Origin of the sequence: Roseitalea sp. MMSF_3546 (assembly GCF_030732865.1) — a bacterium.
Lineage (GTDB): Bacteria > Pseudomonadota > Alphaproteobacteria > Rhizobiales > Rhizobiaceae > Roseitalea.
On record NZ_JASHKB010000002.1, the window covers coordinates 104,592 to 123,682 of the forward strand.

Consider the following 19,091-nt stretch of genomic DNA (forward strand, 5'->3'; position numbering starts at 1 on the left):
GTTAAAGCTGACCATCGTGCTCCATTGTCACCCCCACCCGATCAGCTGCCCTTCGGGCCGAGCCCGAAGGTTGCTTCTCGTGCCTCCCCTCAAGGGGGAGGCGGGCGCGAAAAAACCCGGGATGAAACATCCCGGGTTCGCGTTGGCCAGAGCGCTGGCGCCTCAGAGGCGGCCGGCGCGCTGCTGCAGCATGAGGAAGGTGTCGAAATTGTACTCCGACAGCTGCATCCACAGATAGGCGTCCTTGCGGTAGCCCATATAGCTGTCATGGACGCGTTTGAACCACTCGTTCTCGGCGCCGATCTCGGCATAGGTCTCCGCGGCCGCATTGAAGCACGCTTCCAGGATTTCCTGGCTGTAGGGACGAAGCTGCGTGCCGGTGGCGGCAAGCTGCTTGAGCACCTGCGGGTTGAGTTTGTCGTAGCGGGCCATCATGGTCGAGTTGGCAAGGGCCGAAGCGTTCTTGACGATCGCCTGGTAGACGGGCGGAAGCTCGTTCCACTTGTCCAGGTTGATCATGTTCATCAGGGCGACGCCGCCCTCCCACCAGCCGGGATAGTAGTAGTAGTCGGCGACCTTGTTGAAGCCCAGCTTGGCGTCGTCATAGGGACCGACGAACTCGGCCGCATCGATCGTGCCGCGCTCGAGCGCGGGATAGATGTCGCCGCCGGGCAGGCCCTGCGGGACAACGCCGATCTTCTCGATGATCGCGCCGCCGAAGCCGCCGATGCGGAACTTCAGGCCCTGCATGTCCTCGAGCGTGTTGATCTCGTTGCGGAACCAGCCGCCCATCTGCGCACCCGTATTGCCGTTCGGGAAGCCGATGATGTTGTAGTCCTTGTAGAACTCGTTGAGCAGGTCCATGCCCTCGCCCTCATAGAGCCAGGCATTGGTCATGCGCGCGTTCAGCCCGAAGGGCACGCCCGTGCCGAAGGCGAAGGTCGGGTCCTTGCCCCAGTAATAGTAGGACGCGGTGTGCGTCATCTCGGTCGTGCCGTTCTGGGTCGCATCGAGCGCCTCGGGCATGCCGACGATCTCGCCGGCGGCGAAGACCTGGATGGTGAAATTGCCGTCCGTCATCTCGCTGACGGCGTCGGCAAAGACCTCGGCCGCACCGTAAATGGTGTCGAGCGCCTTCGGAAAACCGGACGTGCACCGCCAGGTGATCTTCGGCATGGACTGGGCAATGGCCGGTGCCGCAAGGGTGCTGGCGGCAGCCGCGCCGGCGCCGGCGACGCCGGCCTTCTTCATAAATGAACGACGATCCATGTGATCCTCCCGTAAACACAGACAGTCGAGGCTGGCCGTACCGGACAGGCCCGCTTCAACTGCTGGCCAGATTACAGCTTTCGATGGGGCTGTCCACTGGTCGGCGGAAAAGTGGTCAATTTTTTTCGCCACTTGGACGCCGCCAGTAAAGCCGGCCGCCAGACCGTGTCGCGCCCTCTTGCCGCACGCGCCGCCATCGCGCTAGAAAGCGTCGTTCGCCCGGCAAACGCTGCACGGTGAACCGTTCCGACCATTGGAGGAAATCATGCAGCCCGTCGTCGCCGTCGCCTGCGATGTGCGCGAACTGGAACGCTATCGCTGGCACGCCGCGCCCGAACCCTATCTTCGCGCCGCGCTGGCGGTGGCCGGGGTGGTGCCTGTGCTGGTGCCGGCCTTCGGCGAGGATATCGACGTTGCGCACCTTCTGGCCCGGTTCGACGGCGTCATGCTGACGGGGTCGAAGACAAATGTGCATCCGGAACGCTATGGCATCGCGCCGACCGCGCGCCATGAGCCGTTCGATGTCGATCGCGACGCAACGGCGCTGGCACTGGTGCGCGGCGCGCTCGCGGCGGGCATGCCGCTGTTCGCCATCTGCCGGGGCTTTCAGGAACTCAACGTCGCGCTGGGCGGGTCCATCGCCGCAGAGATCCAGGAGCTGGAGGGCCGGGCCGATCATCGCGCGCCGCAGAGCGAGAGCCAGGACGAGCGGTTCCGGCTGGTCCACGAGGTCACGCCGGTGCCGGGCGGCGCGCTGGCGCAGGTGATCGGCGAGTCGCCGGTCAGGGTCAACTCGCTGCACCGGCAGGGGATCGACGTGCTCGCGCCCGGGCTGACGGTCGAGGCGACGGCCGAGGACGGCACGATCGAGGCGGTCTCGGTTGCCGATGCGCGAGCCTTCGCGCTCGGCGTGCAGTGGCATCCCGAATACTGGGCCGCAAGCGATGCGCCCTCGCGAAAGCTGTTCGAGGCATTCGGCGCGGCGGTGCGGGACTTCGCCGGCGGGCTGCGGTCGGCGGCTCAGTAGGCCGAAAGCGAGACCTGCACTCCGCGCGGCTCGACGACCTCCCAGGCAAAACCGTCGCCGCGGGCAAGCCGCATCAGCGTCTTGCCGCGATGGTCGGTTATCGCGACGGTGCCGCGGCGGTTTTCCTGCCAGGTGCGGGCACGCGCGAATGCCTCGCCCAGCTCCGCGCAGGCAAGTCCGGGCTCGATGCGGTGAACGTCATAGCCTTCGGCGCGATGCAGGGAAAAGATGCAGGTGCGGTCGGTGAGGTGGTCGATCGCCATGAACTGGTCGTTGTCGATGCCGTTGCCGCCCGAGATCGATCCGGTAATGATGTCGTCGATCCCGTAGGCGCTGCCGCGTCCGGCGGTGTGATCGAGCGAGACCGCGACCATCATCGCGCCGATGCCGGCGACGGCCGCAATGTTGAGCCATTGCGTGGGGCCAATCTGCATTGGGATACTCCCGAACGATGCAATGGCGCCATGATGAACGGGCAAGGTTAATGGCGCGCTAACCGCGCCGGCGCCGGTTCACGGCTGCAGATGCCGGGTCTCGGGCACCGGTGTGAGCGCCTTGCCGGTGCCGAACCAGGCCGACAGATTGTCGACGACCAGATCGCCCATGACGGTGCGCGTGTGCACCGAGGCAGAGGCGACGTGCGGCAGAAGGCATGCATTGGGTGCGTCGATCAGCGCCCGCGGCACGTTCGGTTCGACCTCGAAGACGTCGAGCCCGGCGGCGGCGATGGTGCGGTCGGACAGCGCGGCGATCAGCGCCGCCTCGTCGACCACCGAACCGCGCCCGACATTGATCAGCACGCCGTCAGGCCCGAGCCGGCCGAGAATGTCCGCATCGATGGCGTGGTGGGTCTGCGGCGTGCCGGGCGCAACGCTGATCAGCGTGTCGCAGGCCTCGGCCAGATCGGCGAGCGAGCCGTGATAGGTGTAGGCGACATCGTCGCGCCGGGAGCGGTTGTGATAGTGGATGTCGAGGTCGAAGCCCTCAAGGCGCCGGGCGACGGCGAGGCCGATGCGGCCGAGGCCGAAAATGCCCACCGTGCGGTTGCGCAGCGTCAGCGGGGTCAGCCGATAGGGGCCCCTTGCAACCCAGTCGCCCTGACGCAGCCAGGTTTCGGCGCGCGGCAGTTCGCGGACGGTGTTGATCAGCAGGCCGATGGCGGTGTCGGCGACCTCGTCATCAAGAACGTGCGGGGTGTGGGTGACCATGATCCCCTTCTGCGCGGCATGGGCCGCATCGACATTGTCGTAGCCGACACCGAAGCTGGCGATGATCTGAAGGTTGGGAAGGGCGTCGATCAGTTCGGCACGCGCCGAAACGAACAGGCAGGCAAAGCCGGTGATCGAGGCCCGGTCCTGCGGGCTGAGCTGCGGCACCTCGTCGGGATCGGCGATGATGGTGTCGAATTCGGAGAGCAGACGGTCGCGGGTCGGCCCGTGACCCTTGCGGCTGACAAGGATCCGGGCGGGAGCGGTGTGCGAGGCCATCAGCGGTTCTCCGGCGGTTGCGACGTCGACTGACGCACGTGCAGTTCGGGCTTGATCAGCTCGAGATGCCCGCCAAGGGAGCGCTTGCCCTCGATGCGGTCGAGCAAAGCGCGCGCGGCCTGGCGGCCGACATCGCGCTGGCCGTTCCATACCGTCGTCAGGGCCGGCGTTGCAATGGAGGCTTCCTCCAGATCGTCATAGCCGGTCACGGAAATATCGACGCCCGGCGTCAGCCCGGCGCGGGCGATCCCGTTCATCAACCCGATGGCGACCATGTCGTTCCAGCACACCGCCGCCGTCGGCTTGTCGCGCAAGGCCAGAAACGCGCTCGCCGCCTCGAAGCCGGCCGCCTTGGTGCGCGGGCCGGCGATGCGCCATTGCGGGCGCACCTTCAGCCCCGCCCTTGCCATCGCCTCGACATAGCCGCGATAGCGGTCGCGGCCGGTCGAGGTCTTGTCGGTGCCGCCGATCATGGCGATCCGCTCATGGCCCAGCGAAATCAGATGATTGGTCGCCAGTCCGATACCATAGGCGTCGTCGCCGCGGAAAACCGGCACGTCCGCCCCGTCCACCGAACGGGCGACGAACACGAAGGGCAGACCGTTCTTGATGCCCAGTTCGATATCGCCGGGCGGGGTGTCGATCGCCGGCGACATGATCACGCCGTCCGCGCCAAGCTGCATGAGCGTTTCGAGAAATGCGCGCTGCTTGTCCACCGAATCGTAATGGTTGGACAGAAGGAAGGTCTGGCCCGACCTGTCGAGCTCGATCTCGATGGCGCGCAGGATCTCGGCATAGAACGGGTTCATGATGTCGTGAACGACGACACCGATGATGCCGGATTTGGAGGTGCGCAGGCTCGCCGCGCGGCGGTTGTAGATGTAGCCGATTTCCAGCGCGTAGGCCTTGACCTTCTCGCGCGTCGCATCGGCGACGAGCGGGCTGTCGCGCAGGGCCAGCGACACGGTGGCCGTCGAAACGCCGAGCGCCTCGCCGATGGTGGAGAGCTTGATCTTCTGCATGCCCCTGAAAAGGCAAGAGTGGAGTTAAACCGAATTCAAATCCATTAAACCAATTGAAAGGCCCGGTAAAGCCGGGACGCCCCGGCCAGACCCTACTGCGCCATCGGTTCGGGGGGCGCCTCGCTCGGCGGATCCGCCGATTGCCGATCGGTCTTTCCGGCGGCGCGCTCGGCCAGGTTCTCCTCGATCTTGCCGAGGATCTTCTCGAGCTGCTTGCGCTCCTTTTTCTTCAGCCCCTTCAGTGCCTGCTTCTCGGCCTTGGCGACGGCCTTCTTCATGGCGCCGAGGACCTCGTGGCCGGCCTCGGTGAGGCTGACGACGATCTGGCGCGCGTCGGTCTTGGAGGCCTGTCGCGCGACGAAACCCTGTTCCTCCAGCCGGCTTATGGTCTTGGTGATGGTCGGCGGCCGCACGCCGAGCGCGCGCGCCAGTTCGCCGGGCGTCAGGCCGTCGGCGGCGGCAAGCGCTTCGATGATCTTCTCCTGGCCCGCATAGAGCCCCGTCTTGAGCAGATGCCGGGCGTAGTGCGTCCGTCCCTGGCGCGCGACTTCCTGCAGGCGCGCCAGCAGCGCCCCCGACTCGGTCTCGTCGGCGGGGATGTAGAATCTGTTCATGCCGGCACGATAAGCCGGCAAAACGGGTGCCGCAAGAATGGCCGCGAAGGTGTTGCCGGGGCGCGACGCGGCGCGCCGAAGCGCGGTCAGGCCGGTTCGGTGGCGACCACGGTGAAGGTGTGCATGGTGCCTTCATGGTCGGCGATGGAGACATATTCGCCCACGCGAAAGGCGTGTTCGCCAAGCCGGAAGCCTTCCTCGTCGTCGGCGTCGTCGTCGAAGTCGTAGTCGAAGACCCACTGGCCGCGGCGGTTCCGGTCGAGATAGCCCAGCTCGACCTTCTCGCCGTCCCAGAAGCGCTCTACCGTGCAGGCGGAGGGATCCTTCTGCCATTGCGCGGCATCGATCTTGTGGTCGGCATCGAGCGGCAGCACCAGCACGTAGCCCCGGTTGGGATTGCCGTTGGGGAAGGCGGGCTCGCGGGCCATTTCCAGGCGGATGCGGCGAAGGCTCATATTGCGTTCTCTCCGGTTTGCGCATGCCGATAGTGGCGCCGCATATGGGCGGCCGCCTTGACCTTGGTCAAGGGCATGGCGGTGGACAACGGCCCGCGATGGAGGCACAAAACCGCCGATGCAAGCGGTGGAGCCGATATCGCGATGGACGCCTTGACGCGCATGCGCGCCTATGTGGCGGTGGTCGACAATGAAGGCTTTTCGGCCGCCGCGCGCGCGCAGGGCCGGTCCAAGGCGCTGCTGTCGAAATATGTGCGCGAGCTGGAGGACGATCTGGGCGTGCTGCTGCTCAACCGGACCACGCGCCAGTTCTCGCTGACCGAGGCGGGACACGCCTATTACAAGCGGGTCGTCGACGTGCTGCGCGATTTCGATGCCCTGCATGACGAAATCCGCGATCAGAAGGCCGGGCTGTCGGGCGCAATCCGGCTGTCGGCGCCGCGCGCCATGGAAGCGGCCGGCATGGGGCAGTCGCTCGTCGACTTCGCCGTGGCCAATCCGGACATCAAGCTCGAGATGAGCCTTGAAGACCGGTTCGTGGATCTGGTCGAAGAGGGCTTCGATCTGGCCATCCGCATCACGCAGCTTCAGGATTCGGGTCTGATCGCGCGCCGGCTGTCGCCGTTCCGGCTGGTGCTGTGTGCGACGCCGGCGGTGATCGCCCGATACGGGGCGCCGGACGAGCCGGCCGCACTCGCCGGGCTGCCCTTTGTCGTCGACAGCAATGCGCGGCGACGCAATGCGATCGTCTACCGCGACGCCAAGGGGGGAACGGCGACCGTGCCGATCGACGGGCGCATCGTGGTCAACAGCCCGCTGGCCGCGCGCATGGCCGCGCTCGCCGATATCGGCTTTGTCGTCTCGCCCGATTTCACCGTGCATGACGATCTGAGCGCGGGGCGGCTGGTCGAAGTGCTGCCGGGACTTCTGGGCAATGACGCCGGCATTTACGCTGTCTATCCGCACCGGCGCTACCTGCCGGCGCGGGTGCGGGCGCTGGTCGACCATCTGGCCGAGTGGTTCAGGGACAATTGTCCGCCGCGGCCGGAAGCAAAGCAGGTCGATCCGTCATAATTCGGCCAGCTTCTGATGGCGCAGATCGAGGGGGGAAGGGAATCATGGTTTTCGGGCGCGCGCGCATGACGAAGGCGGCAAAACGGGCCCTGCTGGCGGCGTGTGCCATGGCCGGCCTGACCGCCAGCGCCGATACCCATCCGCATGTCTTCGCCGAGGCACGGCTCGAGGTGACGGCGACGCCGGACGGCATGGTCGACCGGCTGCGCCATGTCTGGCGCTTCGATCCGGTGTTCTCCTCGACCGTGCTGTTCGAGTTCGATGCCGATGGCAGCAATGCGCTGGAGGTGGACGAACTCGAAGAGGTCGCCCGCACCGTCTCGGGCTCGATCGCCGAGTTCGGCTATTTCCAGTCGGTGACGGTCGAGGGCAAGGACGTCGCGGTGGCCGAGGTGACCGACATGCGCGTCGACATGATCGACGGGCAACTGCTGATCCTGTTCACCTCGCAGCCGGTCACGGCCGTGGCGCTCGCCGACAATCCGTCGATCGCGGTCTACGATCCGACCTTCTACACGGCCATCGACTTCTACGACGAGGCCAATATGGTGCTCATCGACGCGCCCGCCGGATGCAGCCACCAGATGGTGATCCCCGATCCGGACGAGGCGATCGCGCAGAACCAGGACACGCTCACCGAGGCGTTCTTCAACGATCCCGAGGGCAATGACTGGTCGAAGATCTTCGCCACGCGCATGGAGGTGAGCTGCACGTGACGGCCCGGCGCGCCGCCGCCCTGATCGGCTTGACCGCGCTGGCGCTGGCCGGCGCGGCCGGAGCGGCGCTCGCGCAGTCGTCGCTGGGGATCGGGGTTGCCGAACAGTCGGCGGCGCCCACGGGCGGGCCGCTGGCCGGGTTCTTCGACTGGATCGCCGACCGGCAGCGCGAGTTCTACCGGCTGATGACCGACGCGCTCGCGCAGATGCGCGATGGCGGATCGGGCGCCTGGCTGCTGGTCGGCCTGTCGTTTCTTTATGGCGTGCTGCACGCGGCGGGGCCGGGCCACGGCAAGGTGGTGATCTCGTCCTATATGCTGGCCAACGAGACCGCGCTCCGGCGCGGCGTCATGCTGTCGCTGGCCGCTTCGGTCGTGCAGGCGCTGTCGGCCATCGTCATCGTCGCGCTCGGCTTTGCGATCCTGCGCCAGATGGCGATCTCGCAGACCGACACGACGCGCTTCTTCGAAATCTCGTCCTATGTGCTGGTCGTGCTGCTCGGGCTCTGGCTGCTGGCGCGCAAGCTGCGCGCCGTGCACTGGCGCCGGCCGCGCCCGGCGGCGCTCGGGGCGGCGGCGGTCGGCCATGGTCACGGCGCACATCATCACCATGATCATCATCACGATCACGCCCATGAGCACGGGCCAGGCGAGACCTGCGCGGCCTGCGGGCACGCGCACATGCCATCGCCGGACCGGATCTCGGGTCAGATGGACTGGCGCGGGGCGATTGGCGCGGTGATGTCGGTCGGGCTGCGGCCGTGCACGGGCGGGCTGGTGGTGCTGACCTTTGCGTTCCTGAACGGGCTGTGGTTGGCCGGGATCGTCTCGGTCTTCGCCATGGCGCTGGGCACGGCGATCACCGTGTCGCTGCTGGCGACGCTGGCGGTGAGCGCCAAGGCCGTCGCGCTGCGCCTTTCGGGGTCGTCGGCGCTGTCGGGGCCGGTCAGCCACGGCATCGAGATCGCCGGCGCGCTGCTCATCATCGCCATGGGGCTGGCGCTGCTCGGCGGGGCGCTGAACGCGCCGTGAGGATCAGTCGCGCCGCCCCTGGTTGCGGCGCGCGCGCCCGCGCAGCCACAGCCCGGCAAAGGGCAGGACCAGCACCGCGGCGATGGCCAGGCCGGCCAGCCAGGGACTGTCGCCGCCGATGGCGGTCATGATCACCGGCAGGAAATACAGCAGCAGCACGAAGCCGACGAAGATCAGCCCGGCGACGATCAGCGTCGCCCGGTCATAGCCCCGCGGCGGCCTGTCGTTGCCCGGATCGATCATGCGCCGAACCCTCCGTCGACGGGCATGTCGGCGCCGGTGACGAAAGCCGCCTCGTCCGAGGCGAGATAGACCGCCAGCGCCGCGATCTCCTGGGGCGTCGCCAGCCGTCCCATGGGCTGGCGGTCGACGAATTGCTGCCAGGCGATCTCGTAGCCGCCCAGCGTCTCGCCGAGCGCGGCGACCCGTTCGCGCAGCGAGGGCGAATCCACCGTGCCCGGCGAGATCGCATTGCAGCGCACCTGCCTTGCGGCGAAATCGATCGCCACGGCCTTGGTCATCGCCACCATGGCTGCCTTGGAGGCGGCATAGGCGTAGCGGTTGGGCAGAGCGCGCGTCGCCGCGCCCGAGGCCAGATTGATGATCGACGTCGTCCGGCCGGTGCGTTCGGCGCGTTCCAGCAGGGCGGGCAGGAAGGCGCGGATCGTGCGATGGGCGGACTTGACGTTGACGTCGAAGGACCGGTCCCAATCGGCCTCGGCGCAGTCGAGCACCGTGCCGTGATGCACCCAGCCGGCGACGTTGGCGAGCACGTCGATGGGGCCGATCCGCGCGGCATAGGCCTCGATCGCCGCCGTGTCGGTGACATCGAGCCGGCGCGCGTCGGCATAGGCGGCATCGGTCAGCCTGTCGGCATCGAGGTCGCTGGCCCATACGGTCGCGCCCTCGGCCACGAACCTGTCGGCGATCGCCTTGCCGATGCCCTGTCCCGCCGCGGTGACGACCGCGATCCTGCCTTCAAGCCTGCCCGGCATGGATGTCCCTCCTTATGGATTCCAGCGTGCGGCGCTGGCGGCCGGCGCTATCGAAATTGCCAGGTTCCAGCCAGCGCTCGAAGGCTGCCCTGGCGACCGGCCACTGCCGGTCGAGCATGGAATACCAGGCGGTGTCGCGATTGCCATAGGGCTTGACCTCGAGCTGGCGGAACACGCCCTCGAAGGTGAAGCCGAAGCGGCGCGCGGCGCGGTGGGAGGGCGCGTTGGCGTTGTTGAGCTTCCACTCGTAGCGGCGATAGTCGAGCTCGTCGAAGATGCGCCGCGCCATCAGGTAGTGCGCCTCGGTGGAGGCGGGCGAACGGGCCATGGCCGCGCCGTGGGCCACGCAGCCGACCTCGCACACGCCGTTGGTCTCGTCGATGCGCATATAGCTCGCCATGCCCATGACCCGGCCCGTCGCGGGATGGACGAAGACGCAGGTGACGAAGCCGGCATTGGCGCGAAGATCGGCCAGCCTGGCGCCCAGATCGGCGGCGCAGGCCATGTGCGGCCAGCCGAAATGGTAGAGCAGATCGTTGGTCGCCGGCCCGCCGAAGGCCCGCCAAAGCGCGTCTTCATGAGCGGCGCGCTCGAACGGGACGATACGCACCGTGCGACCGGTCATCTCGGCATTGGTCGGGGTCGGGCGGGGCGTCCATTGCGAAAGGTCGTCGATCATGGCTGCTGCTTGACAAGTCGCGGGCGGAGACGCATCCCCACGCGGCGGAGGACAGCCATGCACGACATCACCCCCTTCTTCAAGCGCATCGGCGAGGAAAACGCCTTCGCCGTTCTGGCGCGCGCCACCGCTCTGGCGCAAGAGGGCCGCGACATCATCAATCTGGGCATCGGCCAGCCGGATTTCGCAACGCCCGAACACATCGTCGAGGCCGCCGTTAAGGCGCTTCGCGACGGTGCCCATGGCTACACGCCGGCCGCCGGAATCCTGCCCCTGCGCGAGGCCGTGGCGCGGCGCGTGCACGCGATGACCGGCGCGCAGATCGCACCGGACGCGATCATGATCACGCCGGGCGGCAAGCCGGCCATGTTCGCCGCGATCATGATGTTCGGCGCGCCCGGTGCCGAGATCGCCTATCCCGATCCGGGCTTTCCGATCTACCGGTCGATGATCGAGGCGACGGGGGCGACGCCGGTGCCGGTTCCGATGCGCGAGGCGAACGGCTTTGCCTTTTCGGTGGCCGAGACGCTCGATCTGATCACGCCGAAAACGCGGCTGCTGATCGTCAACTCGCCGGCCAACCCGACCGGCGGGGTCACCCCGCGCGCCGAGATCGAGGCGCTGGTCGCCGGCCTTGCCGATCACCCCGACCTGGCGATCCTGTCCGACGAGATCTACGACGTGATGACCTATGAAGGCGAGGCGCATACCTCGCTCTTGGAATTTGCGGCGCTGCGCGACCGGCTGATCGTGCTCAATGGCTTCTCGAAGACCTGGGCGATGACCGGCTGGCGCATCGGCTGGTCGATCTGGCCCGAACCGCTTTGCGACGCGGTGCGCAAGCTGGCGGTCAATTGCTGGTCCTGCGTCAACGCGCCGAGCCAGCATGCCGGGATCGCGGCGATCGACGGCCCGCAGGACGCGGTGGCCGAAATGATGACCGCGTTCGACGCGCGCCGGCGCTTCGTCGTCGAACGGCTCAATGCCATTGACGGCGTGACCTGCGCGACGCCCAAGGGCGCGTTCTATGCCTTCCCCAACATCTCGGCGACCGGCTGGAAGGCCAAGGACCTGGCCGGTGCCCTTCTGGAGGAAGCCGGTGTGGCGCTGATCGGGGGGCCGGATTTCGGCGTTCTGGGGGAAGGGTTCGTGCGCGTGTCCTATGCCAATTCGCTTGAGAACATCGAAAGGGCGCTGGACCGGGTGGACGCGTTCCTGGCGGGGTAGGGGGCTGCCCCCTTGTCACTGTCAAATCCGTGGTGCCTCGATTGTCGCAATGACACGGTCGGCGTTTTGACGGTGTCATGACGATGCGATATCATTTCCCATGGAACGCATGAAAGACGGCGCGGAATCAAGGCGCTACCATCATGGCGCGTTGCGCGAGGCGCTGCTCGAGGCGGCCGAGGCCGAACTGATCGAAAAGGGCGAGGACGGGTTTTCGCTGCGTTCGACGGCCAAGCGGGCGGGCGTCAGCCATGCCGCGCCGGCCCATCACTTCAGGGATCTGGCGGCGCTGTTGCACGCGCTCGCCGCGCGCGGCTTCGACCGGCTGACGGCGGTGATGAAGGCCGAGCAGGCCGCGGCCGGAGCGGATGCGGCCGGAACGGACGATGCGGCCGGTCAGGTGGTGGCGGCGGGCATCGGCTATGTCCGCTTTGCGATCGACAACCCGGCCCTGTTTCAGCTCATGTTCGGCGGCCGCGGCGGCGGCGACAAGCCGGCCGAACTCGCCAAGGCGGCCGAGGCGGGATTCTCCGTGCTGGTCAATGGCGTCGCCCGGGTGGGCGGGCGCGACGCGCTGACGACCGAGGCGGGCTGGCGCGACGTGATGGCGGTCTGGGCGATCATGCATGGCTATGCGCATCTGGCCATCGGCGGCAAGGTGGCCTGGCTGTCGGACCAGCCCTTCGAGGCCCAGCGGGCGGTGATCGCCGATCAGGTCAGACGGGCGCTGCGGCTTGCCGAAGGATGAAAAAAGCGGGCGATCATTCGCAAGGAACAATCGCCCGTTTTCCGCGTGATCCGGTCGGGAGGAGACTCCGGACCCGCTTTATGCCCTGCGATCGAGATTCGCACAAAACCGTTAACGAATGGTTAACGGTTGTGCGGGCGGGCCGATGCACGCGCCCACGCGGCAGCGCGGCCCGCGCGGCAACGGGCGGGCCGGTCAGGCCGGGGCGGTGGCGCCGGCGATGGTCGCCTCGATATGGTCGACCAGCGGATCGGGCAGTTGCAGCCGGCCGGCGAGCATGTCCAGATAGCCGCGTTCGGCGCGCGAGTTGGGCTCGATGGCAAGGCGCGAGGCGGTGTAGAGCTCGACCCTTTGCGCCTCGGTCCGCGCCGCCGAGACGATCGAATCGAGATCGACGGGTTTGGCAAGTTCGGCGCGGATGAAGGACTGTTCGTCCTCGTCGATGCCGCTCATGGCCAACTTGTCGGCGATGCGGCCGCGTTCGGCGTCGTCGATATGGCCGTCGGCGCGGGCCGCCGCGATCATGGCGCGCACCAGCGCAAGGGCGAATTCGTCGGCCTGCGCCGTGGTCTCCAGGTCGAATTCCGACCCCTGCGGTGGCGGCAGAACCTCCTGCCTGGGCGCTTCGATCCGACCGTCCGGCCGGCCCGCGGCGTCGCCCTCGACCTGGCCGCCGGGCTGGCGGCCTTCCTTGTAGTTCTTCCATGCGGTGTAGGCGAGCCCGCCCACGGCGGCGGCGGCGCCCAGCTTGAGCGCCGAGCCGGTGAGTTCGCGCCCTGCGCCCGTGCCCAGAAGAACGGCGGCGATGGCGCCCGTTGCCAGCGGATTGTCCCTGGCCAGTTGCCCTGCCTGCCCGGCCCGTTCGCGCACCGAGCCTCCGGCGCCCGGTATCTGGCTTCCCAGAAAGTCGTTGAGCAGTTTCTTCGGGTCGAGCATCGATGTCCTCCGTCCTCGGGTCACGAAAGCGGAAATTGGGGATCGGTGCACGCCATTGCAAGCGAGCAGACGCGGCCGAAGCAGCGGCCGCCGCCAAGCACGGTCACTGGATGGGCGGCGGCTCGTTGTTCAGGTTGAGCTGGCCCGGCAGGCCGAGCCCGCCCGGCGCCGCGCCGTCGTCCTGGCCGCCGTCCTGGCCATCTTGCCCGCCATCCTGCGTGTCCGAGCCCTGGGGCGCGCCGTTTCCATCGCCGCCGAGCGCGGGGGGCTGTCCGAGCGGGGTGAGCTCCAGGCCGGGCAGGCCCGACCCCTGGCCGGCGCCGTCGGTGTCGCCGCCAGCGGGTGCGCCGCCGTCGAGATTGAGCCCGCCGGGCAGTTGCAGGCCACCGCCGCCGTCGAGACCGGGCAGGCCCACCGGGTTGCCCTCGGCGTCCTCGCCGCCCAGCGAGGGCAGTTCGATCTGCACATTGTCGAGATCGACCTCGATCTCGTCGTCGGCATAGTGGGTGACCAGGCGCGGGTAGAAGATCACGAGCAGAATGGCGACGAACTGGATCGCGATAAAGGGCAGGACGCCCTTGTAGATCGACGTGGTGTGGATACCCTTGATGCGCTCGCCGGTGACCTCATCGTCCCAGTCCTTCTTGGGCGCGATCGAACGCAGGTAGAACAGGGCGAAGCCGAAGGGCGGTGTGAGAAACGACGTCTGCAGGTTGATGCCCAGGATGATGCCCAGCCAGATCAGATCGATGCCCAGTGCCTCGGCCGGGGCGACCAGCAGCGGCACGACGATGAAGGCGATCTCGAAGAAGTCGAGAAAACAGCCCAGGATGAACACGATCACCGTGACGACGACGAGAAAGCCGGTCTCGCCGCCGGGCAGGGCGAGCAGCAGCTCCTTGATCCACAGATGGCCGTTGATGCCGTAGAAGGTCAGCCCGAAGACGCGCGCGCCGATCAGGATGAACATGACGAAGGCGGTCAGCTTGGTGGTCGAATCGAGCGCTTCCTTGACCGTCTTCAGCGTCAGCCGGCGCTTGATCAGCGCCAGGATGAGCGCGCCCGTGGCGCCCATGGCGCCGCCTTCGGTCGGCGTTGCGATGCCAAGGAAGATCGTGCCGAGCACCAGGAAGATCAGTGCCAGCGGCGGGATCAGCACGATGATGACCTGCTCGGTCAGCCGCGAGACGATCCCGAGCCGGAAATAGCGGTTGATCAGCGAGACGGCGAGGGCAAAGGCGGTCGCCGTGGTTGCCGCCAGCACGAAGCGGTTTTCCTCGCCGTAACCGGAATAAAGGAAGTTGTAGCCGGCGTAATGGATGCCGACCGACAGGATGATCACGGCAAAAAGCGACATCACGCCGCCGCCCAGCGTGCGCGTCTCGGGCGGCAGCGCCGGCACCGATTTGGGCTGGATGAGCGTCAGCACGACGATATAGGCGCAGTACATCGCCATGATCATCAGCGCCGGATAGAGCGCGCCCAGATACATGTCGCCGACCGAGCGGCCGAGCTGGTCGGACATGACGATCAGCACCAGCGACGGCGGCACGATCTGCGCCAGCGTGCCGGCGGCGGCGATGGTCCCGGTGGCGACCGAACGGTTGTAGCCATAGCGCATCATGATGGGCAGCGAGATCAGGCCCATGGCGATGACCGAGGCGGCGACGACACCGGTCGTCGCGCCCAGAAGGCCGCCGACGATGACGACGGCGATGGCAAGCCCGCCGCGCAAGGGGCCGAAGAGCTGGCCGATGGTATCCAGAAGATCCTCGGCCATGCGCGATCGCTCGAGGATCAGCCCCATGAAGGTGAAGAAGGGGATCGCCAGCAGAACCTCGTTGCGCATGACATCGAAGGTTCGGTTGGGATTGGCCTGGATCAGGTTGGGAAACAGGCGGATCTCGTCGGGCGCGAAGACCGAAAGCTCGACGCCGATGAAAAAGAAGATCAGCCCGCCGGCGGCGAGCGTGAAGGCGACCGGATAGCCGAGCAGGAGCATCGCCATGACGGAGATGAACATGATCGGCGCCAGGTTGTGGGCAATCACCTCGATCATTTGTGCTTCATCCGCTCCTGAAGGTCGGCGCCGCTTTCCATCTCCTCGATCAGCGGCGGCAGTTCATGCTCCTGGATGGGATCGTCGATCGCTCCGCGGATCACCGCCCACCGCTTGATGATCTCGGAGACGGTCTGGAAGAACAAAAGCACGAAACCGGCAAAGACCATCGACTTGGCGGGCCACAGAACCAGGCCGCCGGCATTGACCGAGATCTCGCCCGAGCGGATCGAGTTCATCATGAACGGCCAGGACAGGTAGATCATCAGCCCGGCAAACGGCAGCAGAAAGACGGTGTGGCCGAACAGGTCGATCCAGTCCCGGGCGCGCTTGGACAAGCCGGACGTGGCGACATCGATGCGCACATGCTCGTTGCGCTGCAGCGTGTAGGAGGCGGCGAGCAGGAACACCGCGCCGTAAAGATACCATTGCAGTTCGAGCCAGGCATTGGACGAGGTGTCGAACGCCTTTCGGATCGTGGCGTTGCCGGCGCTGACAAGCACGGCGACGAGCACGAGCCAGGAGACCGAGCGGCCGATGAAACCGGTGACCGCATCGATCGCCGACGAAATCCTTAACAGTGCAGACATGATCCTCCCTCAGTCCGCCACGGTTCGGCGCGCCCCGGCGCCAGGCCCGTGATCGCGCACATTGTTGGCCCGGGCCCGCTTTTGCAACTCAATTTGCTATCTGCCCGGCATTGCGCGCATGCTCCGTCCTGGCCTCCGCAACCCGGCCGGCGAGCCCGCAAGCGCGCCTGCCCGAGACGCCCGCGCCGAGCCGACCATGCTTGCGACGGCCTCCGACCGCCGGCCCGGCTTGGCGCCTTGACCAGCGGCAGGGGCCATCGGCCGATCGGCGCCCGCCTAGCACCGATCGCGGGCGCTGGCAACAAACTGGTAAGGATTGTTAACCAGTCATTGGTCTAACGCCGTGTCGATCGGCAGCGCCCGCGCGCCAGCGGCGGGTCCGGCCGGCCAGGGTCGCCAATGACGCGTCGGCTACAGCCGCTGGTTGCGCCGGCGCAAGCAGGGCGGGTCACGCAATACTCGGTTCGATTCAGATTCTTCGGGACTGTTCAATATATATTGCGATAACTGTTTTACTTTTCATGTATTTCAAATGTACATAGAATTTATTACAGAACAATGCAATCAAGGCTGCAACTTATCTTTATTGCGGGCTGCGGATATACCGTTCCTTAAGGGCGCAGGCGGTAGTGTCCGCCGGAGAGGGCTGGCAATGGCAGACTCGGATCGTTCGCCGATCGGCGATCAGGCCGAAACCGAAATCTTTCTGAGCTTCGTCGACAGCTTGTTCGCTGATCGGCGCAACATGCTTATGGGCCTGACCCTCCAGGTCGCCATTGCCATTTGCGTCTATATCGAAAGCGGCGTGCCCGTCATGGGCCTTTGGCCGATCGTGTTCCTGGCGGCCAATGCCTTCCGTCTGTATCACCTGATCAGGTACAACACCGAGCGCGCCGGCGCGGCGAGACTGCCGATCAATGCGCGGGCGCGGTGGGCCATCGGCTGGGAACGGCGCTACATCGTCTCGTCGGGGCTGGTCGGTCTCGCCGTGGGCCTGTTCGCCTGGTTCTGCCTCGAATTCGTTGCCACCGAATTCGCCATCATCGCTTCGCTCTCGACCGTCTTTGCCGCCCTGCCGACGATCGTCGGGCGCCTTTACGGTTCGGTAAAGCTGGCCGCGATCATGACCGTGATCACCTTGCTCGCCCCGGCGGTCAGCCTTGCCATGCGCGGGGATCCGGCGGGCATGATCGCGGTCTTGCTGTTCGTGCCCTATGTCACGCTGATCCTGTCGATGGTGCGCAATGTGCGCTCGACGGTGGTGTCGGCGGTGCGCGGGCGGCTCGAGACCGCCGACATCGCCGAACGCTTCGACGTGGCGCTCAACAACATGTCGCACGGGCTGATCATGTTCGATGCGAACGAGCGGGTCCAGGTGATGAACCGCCGCGCCCGCGTGCTGTTGCAGATCCCGCAATATGTGCGCATGGAGCGGCGCAGCTTCGCGCTTCTGCTGCGCTATGCGCGGCGCTTCGAGCTCGTTGCGCCCAGTCGCGGCCGCTCGCTGCAGCGCACTGTCGGACGGCTGATGTCCAGCGATGGCGACAAGGCGCAGATCCGGCTGACCAACGGCACCTATATCGAGTTCTCCGGCTCGCAGCGGCCCGAGGGCGGTTCGGTGCTGATCCTGGAGGACGTCACCGAGCGCGTGCGCACCCAGGAGAAGATCAAGGCCATGGCGCGGTTCGACGGCCTGACCGAGCTGCCAAACCGCAACCACTTTTCGCAGGAGGTCAACAAGCGCCTCGAGGAGGCCGACCCGGACGGAAGCTGCATCCTGATCGCCTTCGATGTCGATGACTTCAAGCGGGTCAACGACTCGATCGGCCATGCGCAGGGCGACAGCCTGCTGCGCGCCATTGCCCGGCGCATGCAGCGTCATTACGGCAATCTGGGCCTGCTGTCGCGGCTCGGCGGCGACGAGTTCATGGTGTTCATCGACCGGCTGCATCCCGATCGCGAACTGGAGGCGTTCGCCGAGGAATTCCGCATCTGCATGAGCCAGTCCTATCGGATCGGGCCGGAACAGGTCTTCGTCACCCAGTCGATCGGCCTGACGCAGATGCGTGCCTGCGACTTCGACCTGCAGGAAGCGATGGTGCGTGCCGATCTGGCTCTGTACCACTCCAAGGCCGCGGGCAAGGGCGTGTGGTCGGTGTTCGAAGACGGCATGAACGAGCGCTATCTGCGGCGCCAGCTCATCAAGGGCGAACTGGCCAAGGCCATCGACGGCAATCACCTGTCGGTGCTGTACCAGCCCATCGTGGAGGCCGATACCGGCCGGATCGTCGCCTGCGAGGCGCTGTCACGCTGGCATCACGAGGACCTGGGCACGATCTCGCCGGGCGAGTACATTCCGCTCGCCGAGGAGATGGGCATCATCACCAAGCTGACCGAGAGCATGCTGCGGCGGGCGGTCAACGACTGCGCCGGATGGCCCGCGCACATCGACGTGTCGGTCAACCTGTCGCCGATCGACTTTCGCCGCGACGGCATCAACAAGGTGGTGCGCGACTCGCTGGCCGATGCGAAGCTGAGCCCGAAGCGGCTCGATCTGGAAATCACCGAGTCGGCCGTCATCTCCAACGAGGCGGACATGATCGCCCGGCTCAACCGGCTGCGCGAGACCGGCGTGCGGGTGTCGCTCGACGATTTCGGCACCGGCTATTCGTCGCTGAGCTACCTGCACCGGCTGCCGCTCGACCGCGTGAAGATCGACCGGTCCTTCGTGGCCGGGCTCGATTCCGGCGAGACGCCGCTGGCCCTGCTCGACGGCATTGCCGACCTTTGCTACGGACTCGGCCTGAAGGTCACGGTCGAGGGCGTGGAAAACGAGAGCCAGCTCGGCCTGATCCGCAAGTCGGGCAAGATCGACCGCGTGCAGGGCTACCTCTTCGGGCCGGCCCTGCCGGCCTCGGCCATCGTCGAAATGGCCACCCGCACCCCGCCGCAGCGTTACCGCATGCCCGATTTCGCCGATCCCGCCGAGCCGTCGGGCGCTGCCGTGGCGCCGCCCGCGCCGGCCGATGCGGGAGCGCGGAGGTGAAAGCGCCGCAATCGCGGCCGGGTGCTCGCTGACGCGCCGCAGGGCCCCGTTGCCCGGCACCGCGCCGCAGGCCGGCGGACGCAGAGCCTTCCTTCATGTCCCAAGCTAAGAATTAA

At 66.8% G+C, this 19,091-nt stretch carries 19 protein-coding genes; 7 read left to right on the forward strand and 12 right to left on the reverse strand.

From position 1 onward, the window contains the following. Positions 1 to 162: 162 nt before the first annotated feature. Complete coding sequence (locus RBB34_RS02325) at positions 163 to 1,269, reverse strand: TRAP transporter substrate-binding protein (RefSeq protein ID WP_306117579.1); 1,107 nt, start codon at positions 1,267 to 1,269, stop codon at positions 163 to 165. Between the two features lie 265 nt (positions 1,270 to 1,534). Here RBB34_RS02325 and RBB34_RS02330 point away from each other — a divergent pair, with 265 nt between their 5' ends. Beyond that, positions 1,535 to 2,296, forward strand: a complete 762-nt coding sequence (locus RBB34_RS02330; protein ID WP_306117580.1) for a gamma-glutamyl-gamma-aminobutyrate hydrolase family protein — start codon at positions 1,535 to 1,537, stop codon at positions 2,294 to 2,296. On the opposite strand, the gene RBB34_RS02335 is transcribed toward RBB34_RS02330, so the two are convergent. From RBB34_RS02335 to RBB34_RS02355, 5 genes are all read right to left on the reverse strand, one after another. Next, positions 2,290 to 2,730 (reverse strand): AprI/Inh family metalloprotease inhibitor, encoded by a 441-nt coding sequence (locus RBB34_RS02335; RefSeq protein ID WP_306117581.1) that lies wholly within the window; start codon positions 2,728 to 2,730, stop codon positions 2,290 to 2,292. The genes RBB34_RS02330 and RBB34_RS02335 overlap by 7 nt on opposite strands. A gap of 78 nt (positions 2,731 to 2,808) precedes the next feature. Further along, complete coding sequence (locus tag RBB34_RS02340) at positions 2,809 to 3,783, reverse strand: 2-hydroxyacid dehydrogenase (RefSeq protein ID WP_306117582.1); 975 nt, start codon at positions 3,781 to 3,783, stop codon at positions 2,809 to 2,811. Next, positions 3,783 to 4,805 carry a LacI family DNA-binding transcriptional regulator gene (locus tag RBB34_RS02345; protein ID WP_306117583.1) on the reverse strand — a complete coding sequence of 341 codons (1,023 nt, stop codon included), beginning with the start codon at positions 4,803 to 4,805 and terminating at the stop codon, positions 3,783 to 3,785. Before RBB34_RS02345 ends, RBB34_RS02340 begins: the two co-directional genes overlap by 1 nt. Positions 4,806 to 4,897: 92 nt before the next feature. Then, positions 4,898 to 5,419, reverse strand: coding sequence for a MarR family transcriptional regulator (locus RBB34_RS02350; RefSeq protein ID WP_306117584.1), 522 nt, complete (start codon positions 5,417 to 5,419; stop codon positions 4,898 to 4,900). Positions 5,420 to 5,505: 86 nt separating this feature from the next. Continuing rightward, positions 5,506 to 5,874 (reverse strand): hypothetical protein, encoded by a 369-nt coding sequence (locus RBB34_RS02355; protein ID WP_306117585.1) that lies wholly within the window; start codon positions 5,872 to 5,874, stop codon positions 5,506 to 5,508. Positions 5,875 to 6,018: 144 nt separating this feature from the next. Here RBB34_RS02355 and RBB34_RS02360 point away from each other — a divergent pair, with 144 nt between their 5' ends. From RBB34_RS02360 to RBB34_RS02370, 3 genes are read left to right on the forward strand one after another with little or no spacing between them, the layout of a single operon-like run. After that, positions 6,019 to 6,948, forward strand: a complete 930-nt coding sequence (locus RBB34_RS02360) for a LysR family transcriptional regulator (protein ID WP_306117586.1) — start codon at positions 6,019 to 6,021, stop codon at positions 6,946 to 6,948. Between the two features lie 44 nt (positions 6,949 to 6,992). Then, a complete protein-coding gene (locus tag RBB34_RS02365) occupies positions 6,993 to 7,664 on the forward strand; it encodes a DUF1007 family protein (RefSeq protein WP_306117587.1) in 672 nt (223 codons plus the stop codon). Beyond that, complete coding sequence (locus tag RBB34_RS02370) at positions 7,661 to 8,695, forward strand: nickel/cobalt transporter (protein WP_306117588.1); 1,035 nt, start codon at positions 7,661 to 7,663, stop codon at positions 8,693 to 8,695. Before RBB34_RS02365 ends, RBB34_RS02370 begins: the two co-directional genes overlap by 4 nt. A gap of 3 nt (positions 8,696 to 8,698) precedes the next feature. Here the strand turns inward: RBB34_RS02370 and RBB34_RS02375 are convergent, their stop codons facing one another. From RBB34_RS02375 to RBB34_RS02385, 3 genes are read right to left on the reverse strand one after another with little or no spacing between them, the layout of a single operon-like run. Beyond that, entirely contained in the window at positions 8,699 to 8,938 is a 240-nt protein-coding gene (locus tag RBB34_RS02375; protein ID WP_306117589.1) for a hypothetical protein, read from the reverse strand. Then, on the reverse strand, positions 8,935 to 9,690 hold the full coding sequence (locus RBB34_RS02380; protein WP_306117590.1) for an SDR family oxidoreductase: 756 nt from the start codon (positions 9,688 to 9,690) through the stop codon (positions 8,935 to 8,937). The genes RBB34_RS02375 and RBB34_RS02380 overlap by 4 nt, the downstream gene beginning before the upstream one ends. Then, a complete protein-coding gene (locus tag RBB34_RS02385; RefSeq protein WP_306117591.1) occupies positions 9,674 to 10,369 on the reverse strand; it encodes a GNAT family protein in 696 nt (231 codons plus the stop codon). Before RBB34_RS02385 ends, RBB34_RS02380 begins: the two co-directional genes overlap by 17 nt. 57 nt (positions 10,370 to 10,426) lie before the next feature. Between RBB34_RS02385 and RBB34_RS02390 the strand changes: the two genes are divergently transcribed. Continuing rightward, positions 10,427 to 11,596, forward strand: coding sequence for a pyridoxal phosphate-dependent aminotransferase (locus RBB34_RS02390; RefSeq protein ID WP_306117592.1), 1,170 nt, complete (start codon positions 10,427 to 10,429; stop codon positions 11,594 to 11,596). A 100-nt stretch (positions 11,597 to 11,696) separates the two neighbouring features. Continuing rightward, complete coding sequence (locus tag RBB34_RS02395) at positions 11,697 to 12,344, forward strand: TetR-like C-terminal domain-containing protein (protein ID WP_306117593.1); 648 nt, start codon at positions 11,697 to 11,699, stop codon at positions 12,342 to 12,344. A gap of 195 nt (positions 12,345 to 12,539) precedes the next feature. On the opposite strand, the gene RBB34_RS02400 is transcribed toward RBB34_RS02395, so the two are convergent. The 3 genes from RBB34_RS02400 to RBB34_RS02410 form a co-directional block, all read right to left on the reverse strand. Continuing rightward, the gene (locus tag RBB34_RS02400) at positions 12,540 to 13,280 is read right to left on the reverse strand and encodes a tellurite resistance TerB family protein (RefSeq protein ID WP_306117594.1); all 741 of its coding nucleotides are present in this window, start codon (positions 13,278 to 13,280) and stop codon (positions 12,540 to 12,542) included. Between the two features lie 103 nt (positions 13,281 to 13,383). Then, positions 13,384 to 15,339, reverse strand: coding sequence for a TRAP transporter large permease subunit (locus RBB34_RS02405; RefSeq protein ID WP_306117595.1), 1,956 nt, complete (start codon positions 15,337 to 15,339; stop codon positions 13,384 to 13,386). Further along, entirely contained in the window at positions 15,336 to 15,929 is a 594-nt protein-coding gene (locus RBB34_RS02410) for a TRAP transporter small permease subunit (protein ID WP_306117596.1), read from the reverse strand. Before RBB34_RS02410 ends, RBB34_RS02405 begins: the two co-directional genes overlap by 4 nt. A gap of 652 nt (positions 15,930 to 16,581) precedes the next feature. Here RBB34_RS02410 and RBB34_RS02415 point away from each other — a divergent pair. After that, positions 16,582 to 18,975, forward strand: a complete 2,394-nt coding sequence (locus RBB34_RS02415; RefSeq protein ID WP_306117597.1) for an EAL domain-containing protein — start codon at positions 16,582 to 16,584, stop codon at positions 18,973 to 18,975. Positions 18,976 to 19,091: the final 116 nt, after the last annotated feature.

Excerpts from the sequence above, each read along its gene's own strand:
- RBB34_RS02325 (WP_306117579.1), bottom strand. The coding sequence starts at position 1,269 with ATGGATCGTCGTTCATTTATGAAGAAGGCCGGCGTCGCCGGCGCCGGC.
- RBB34_RS02330 (WP_306117580.1), top strand. The coding sequence starts at position 1,535 with ATGCAGCCCGTCGTCGCCGTCGCCTGCGATGTGCGCGAACTGGAACGC.
- RBB34_RS02335 (WP_306117581.1), bottom strand. The coding sequence starts at position 2,730 with ATGCAGATTGGCCCCACGCAATGGCTCAACATTGCGGCCGTCGCCGGC.
- RBB34_RS02340 (WP_306117582.1), bottom strand. The coding sequence starts at position 3,783 with ATGGCCTCGCACACCGCTCCCGCCCGGATCCTTGTCAGCCGCAAGGGT.
- RBB34_RS02345 (WP_306117583.1), bottom strand. The coding sequence starts at position 4,805 with ATGCAGAAGATCAAGCTCTCCACCATCGGCGAGGCGCTCGGCGTTTCG.
- RBB34_RS02350 (WP_306117584.1), bottom strand. The coding sequence starts at position 5,419 with ATGAACAGATTCTACATCCCCGCCGACGAGACCGAGTCGGGGGCGCTG.
- RBB34_RS02355 (WP_306117585.1), bottom strand. The coding sequence starts at position 5,874 with ATGAGCCTTCGCCGCATCCGCCTGGAAATGGCCCGCGAGCCCGCCTTC.
- RBB34_RS02360 (WP_306117586.1), top strand. The coding sequence starts at position 6,019 with ATGGACGCCTTGACGCGCATGCGCGCCTATGTGGCGGTGGTCGACAAT.
- RBB34_RS02365 (WP_306117587.1), top strand. The coding sequence starts at position 6,993 with ATGGTTTTCGGGCGCGCGCGCATGACGAAGGCGGCAAAACGGGCCCTG.
- RBB34_RS02375 (WP_306117589.1), bottom strand. The coding sequence starts at position 8,938 with ATGATCGATCCGGGCAACGACAGGCCGCCGCGGGGCTATGACCGGGCG.
- RBB34_RS02380 (WP_306117590.1), bottom strand. The coding sequence starts at position 9,690 with ATGCCGGGCAGGCTTGAAGGCAGGATCGCGGTCGTCACCGCGGCGGGA.
- RBB34_RS02385 (WP_306117591.1), bottom strand. The coding sequence starts at position 10,369 with ATGATCGACGACCTTTCGCAATGGACGCCCCGCCCGACCCCGACCAAT.
- RBB34_RS02390 (WP_306117592.1), top strand. The coding sequence starts at position 10,427 with ATGCACGACATCACCCCCTTCTTCAAGCGCATCGGCGAGGAAAACGCC.
- RBB34_RS02395 (WP_306117593.1), top strand. The coding sequence starts at position 11,697 with ATGGAACGCATGAAAGACGGCGCGGAATCAAGGCGCTACCATCATGGC.
- RBB34_RS02400 (WP_306117594.1), bottom strand. The coding sequence starts at position 13,280 with ATGCTCGACCCGAAGAAACTGCTCAACGACTTTCTGGGAAGCCAGATA.
- RBB34_RS02405 (WP_306117595.1), bottom strand. The coding sequence starts at position 15,339 with ATGATCGAGGTGATTGCCCACAACCTGGCGCCGATCATGTTCATCTCC.
- RBB34_RS02410 (WP_306117596.1), bottom strand. The coding sequence starts at position 15,929 with ATGTCTGCACTGTTAAGGATTTCGTCGGCGATCGATGCGGTCACCGGT.
- RBB34_RS02415 (WP_306117597.1), top strand. The coding sequence starts at position 16,582 with ATGGCAGACTCGGATCGTTCGCCGATCGGCGATCAGGCCGAAACCGAA.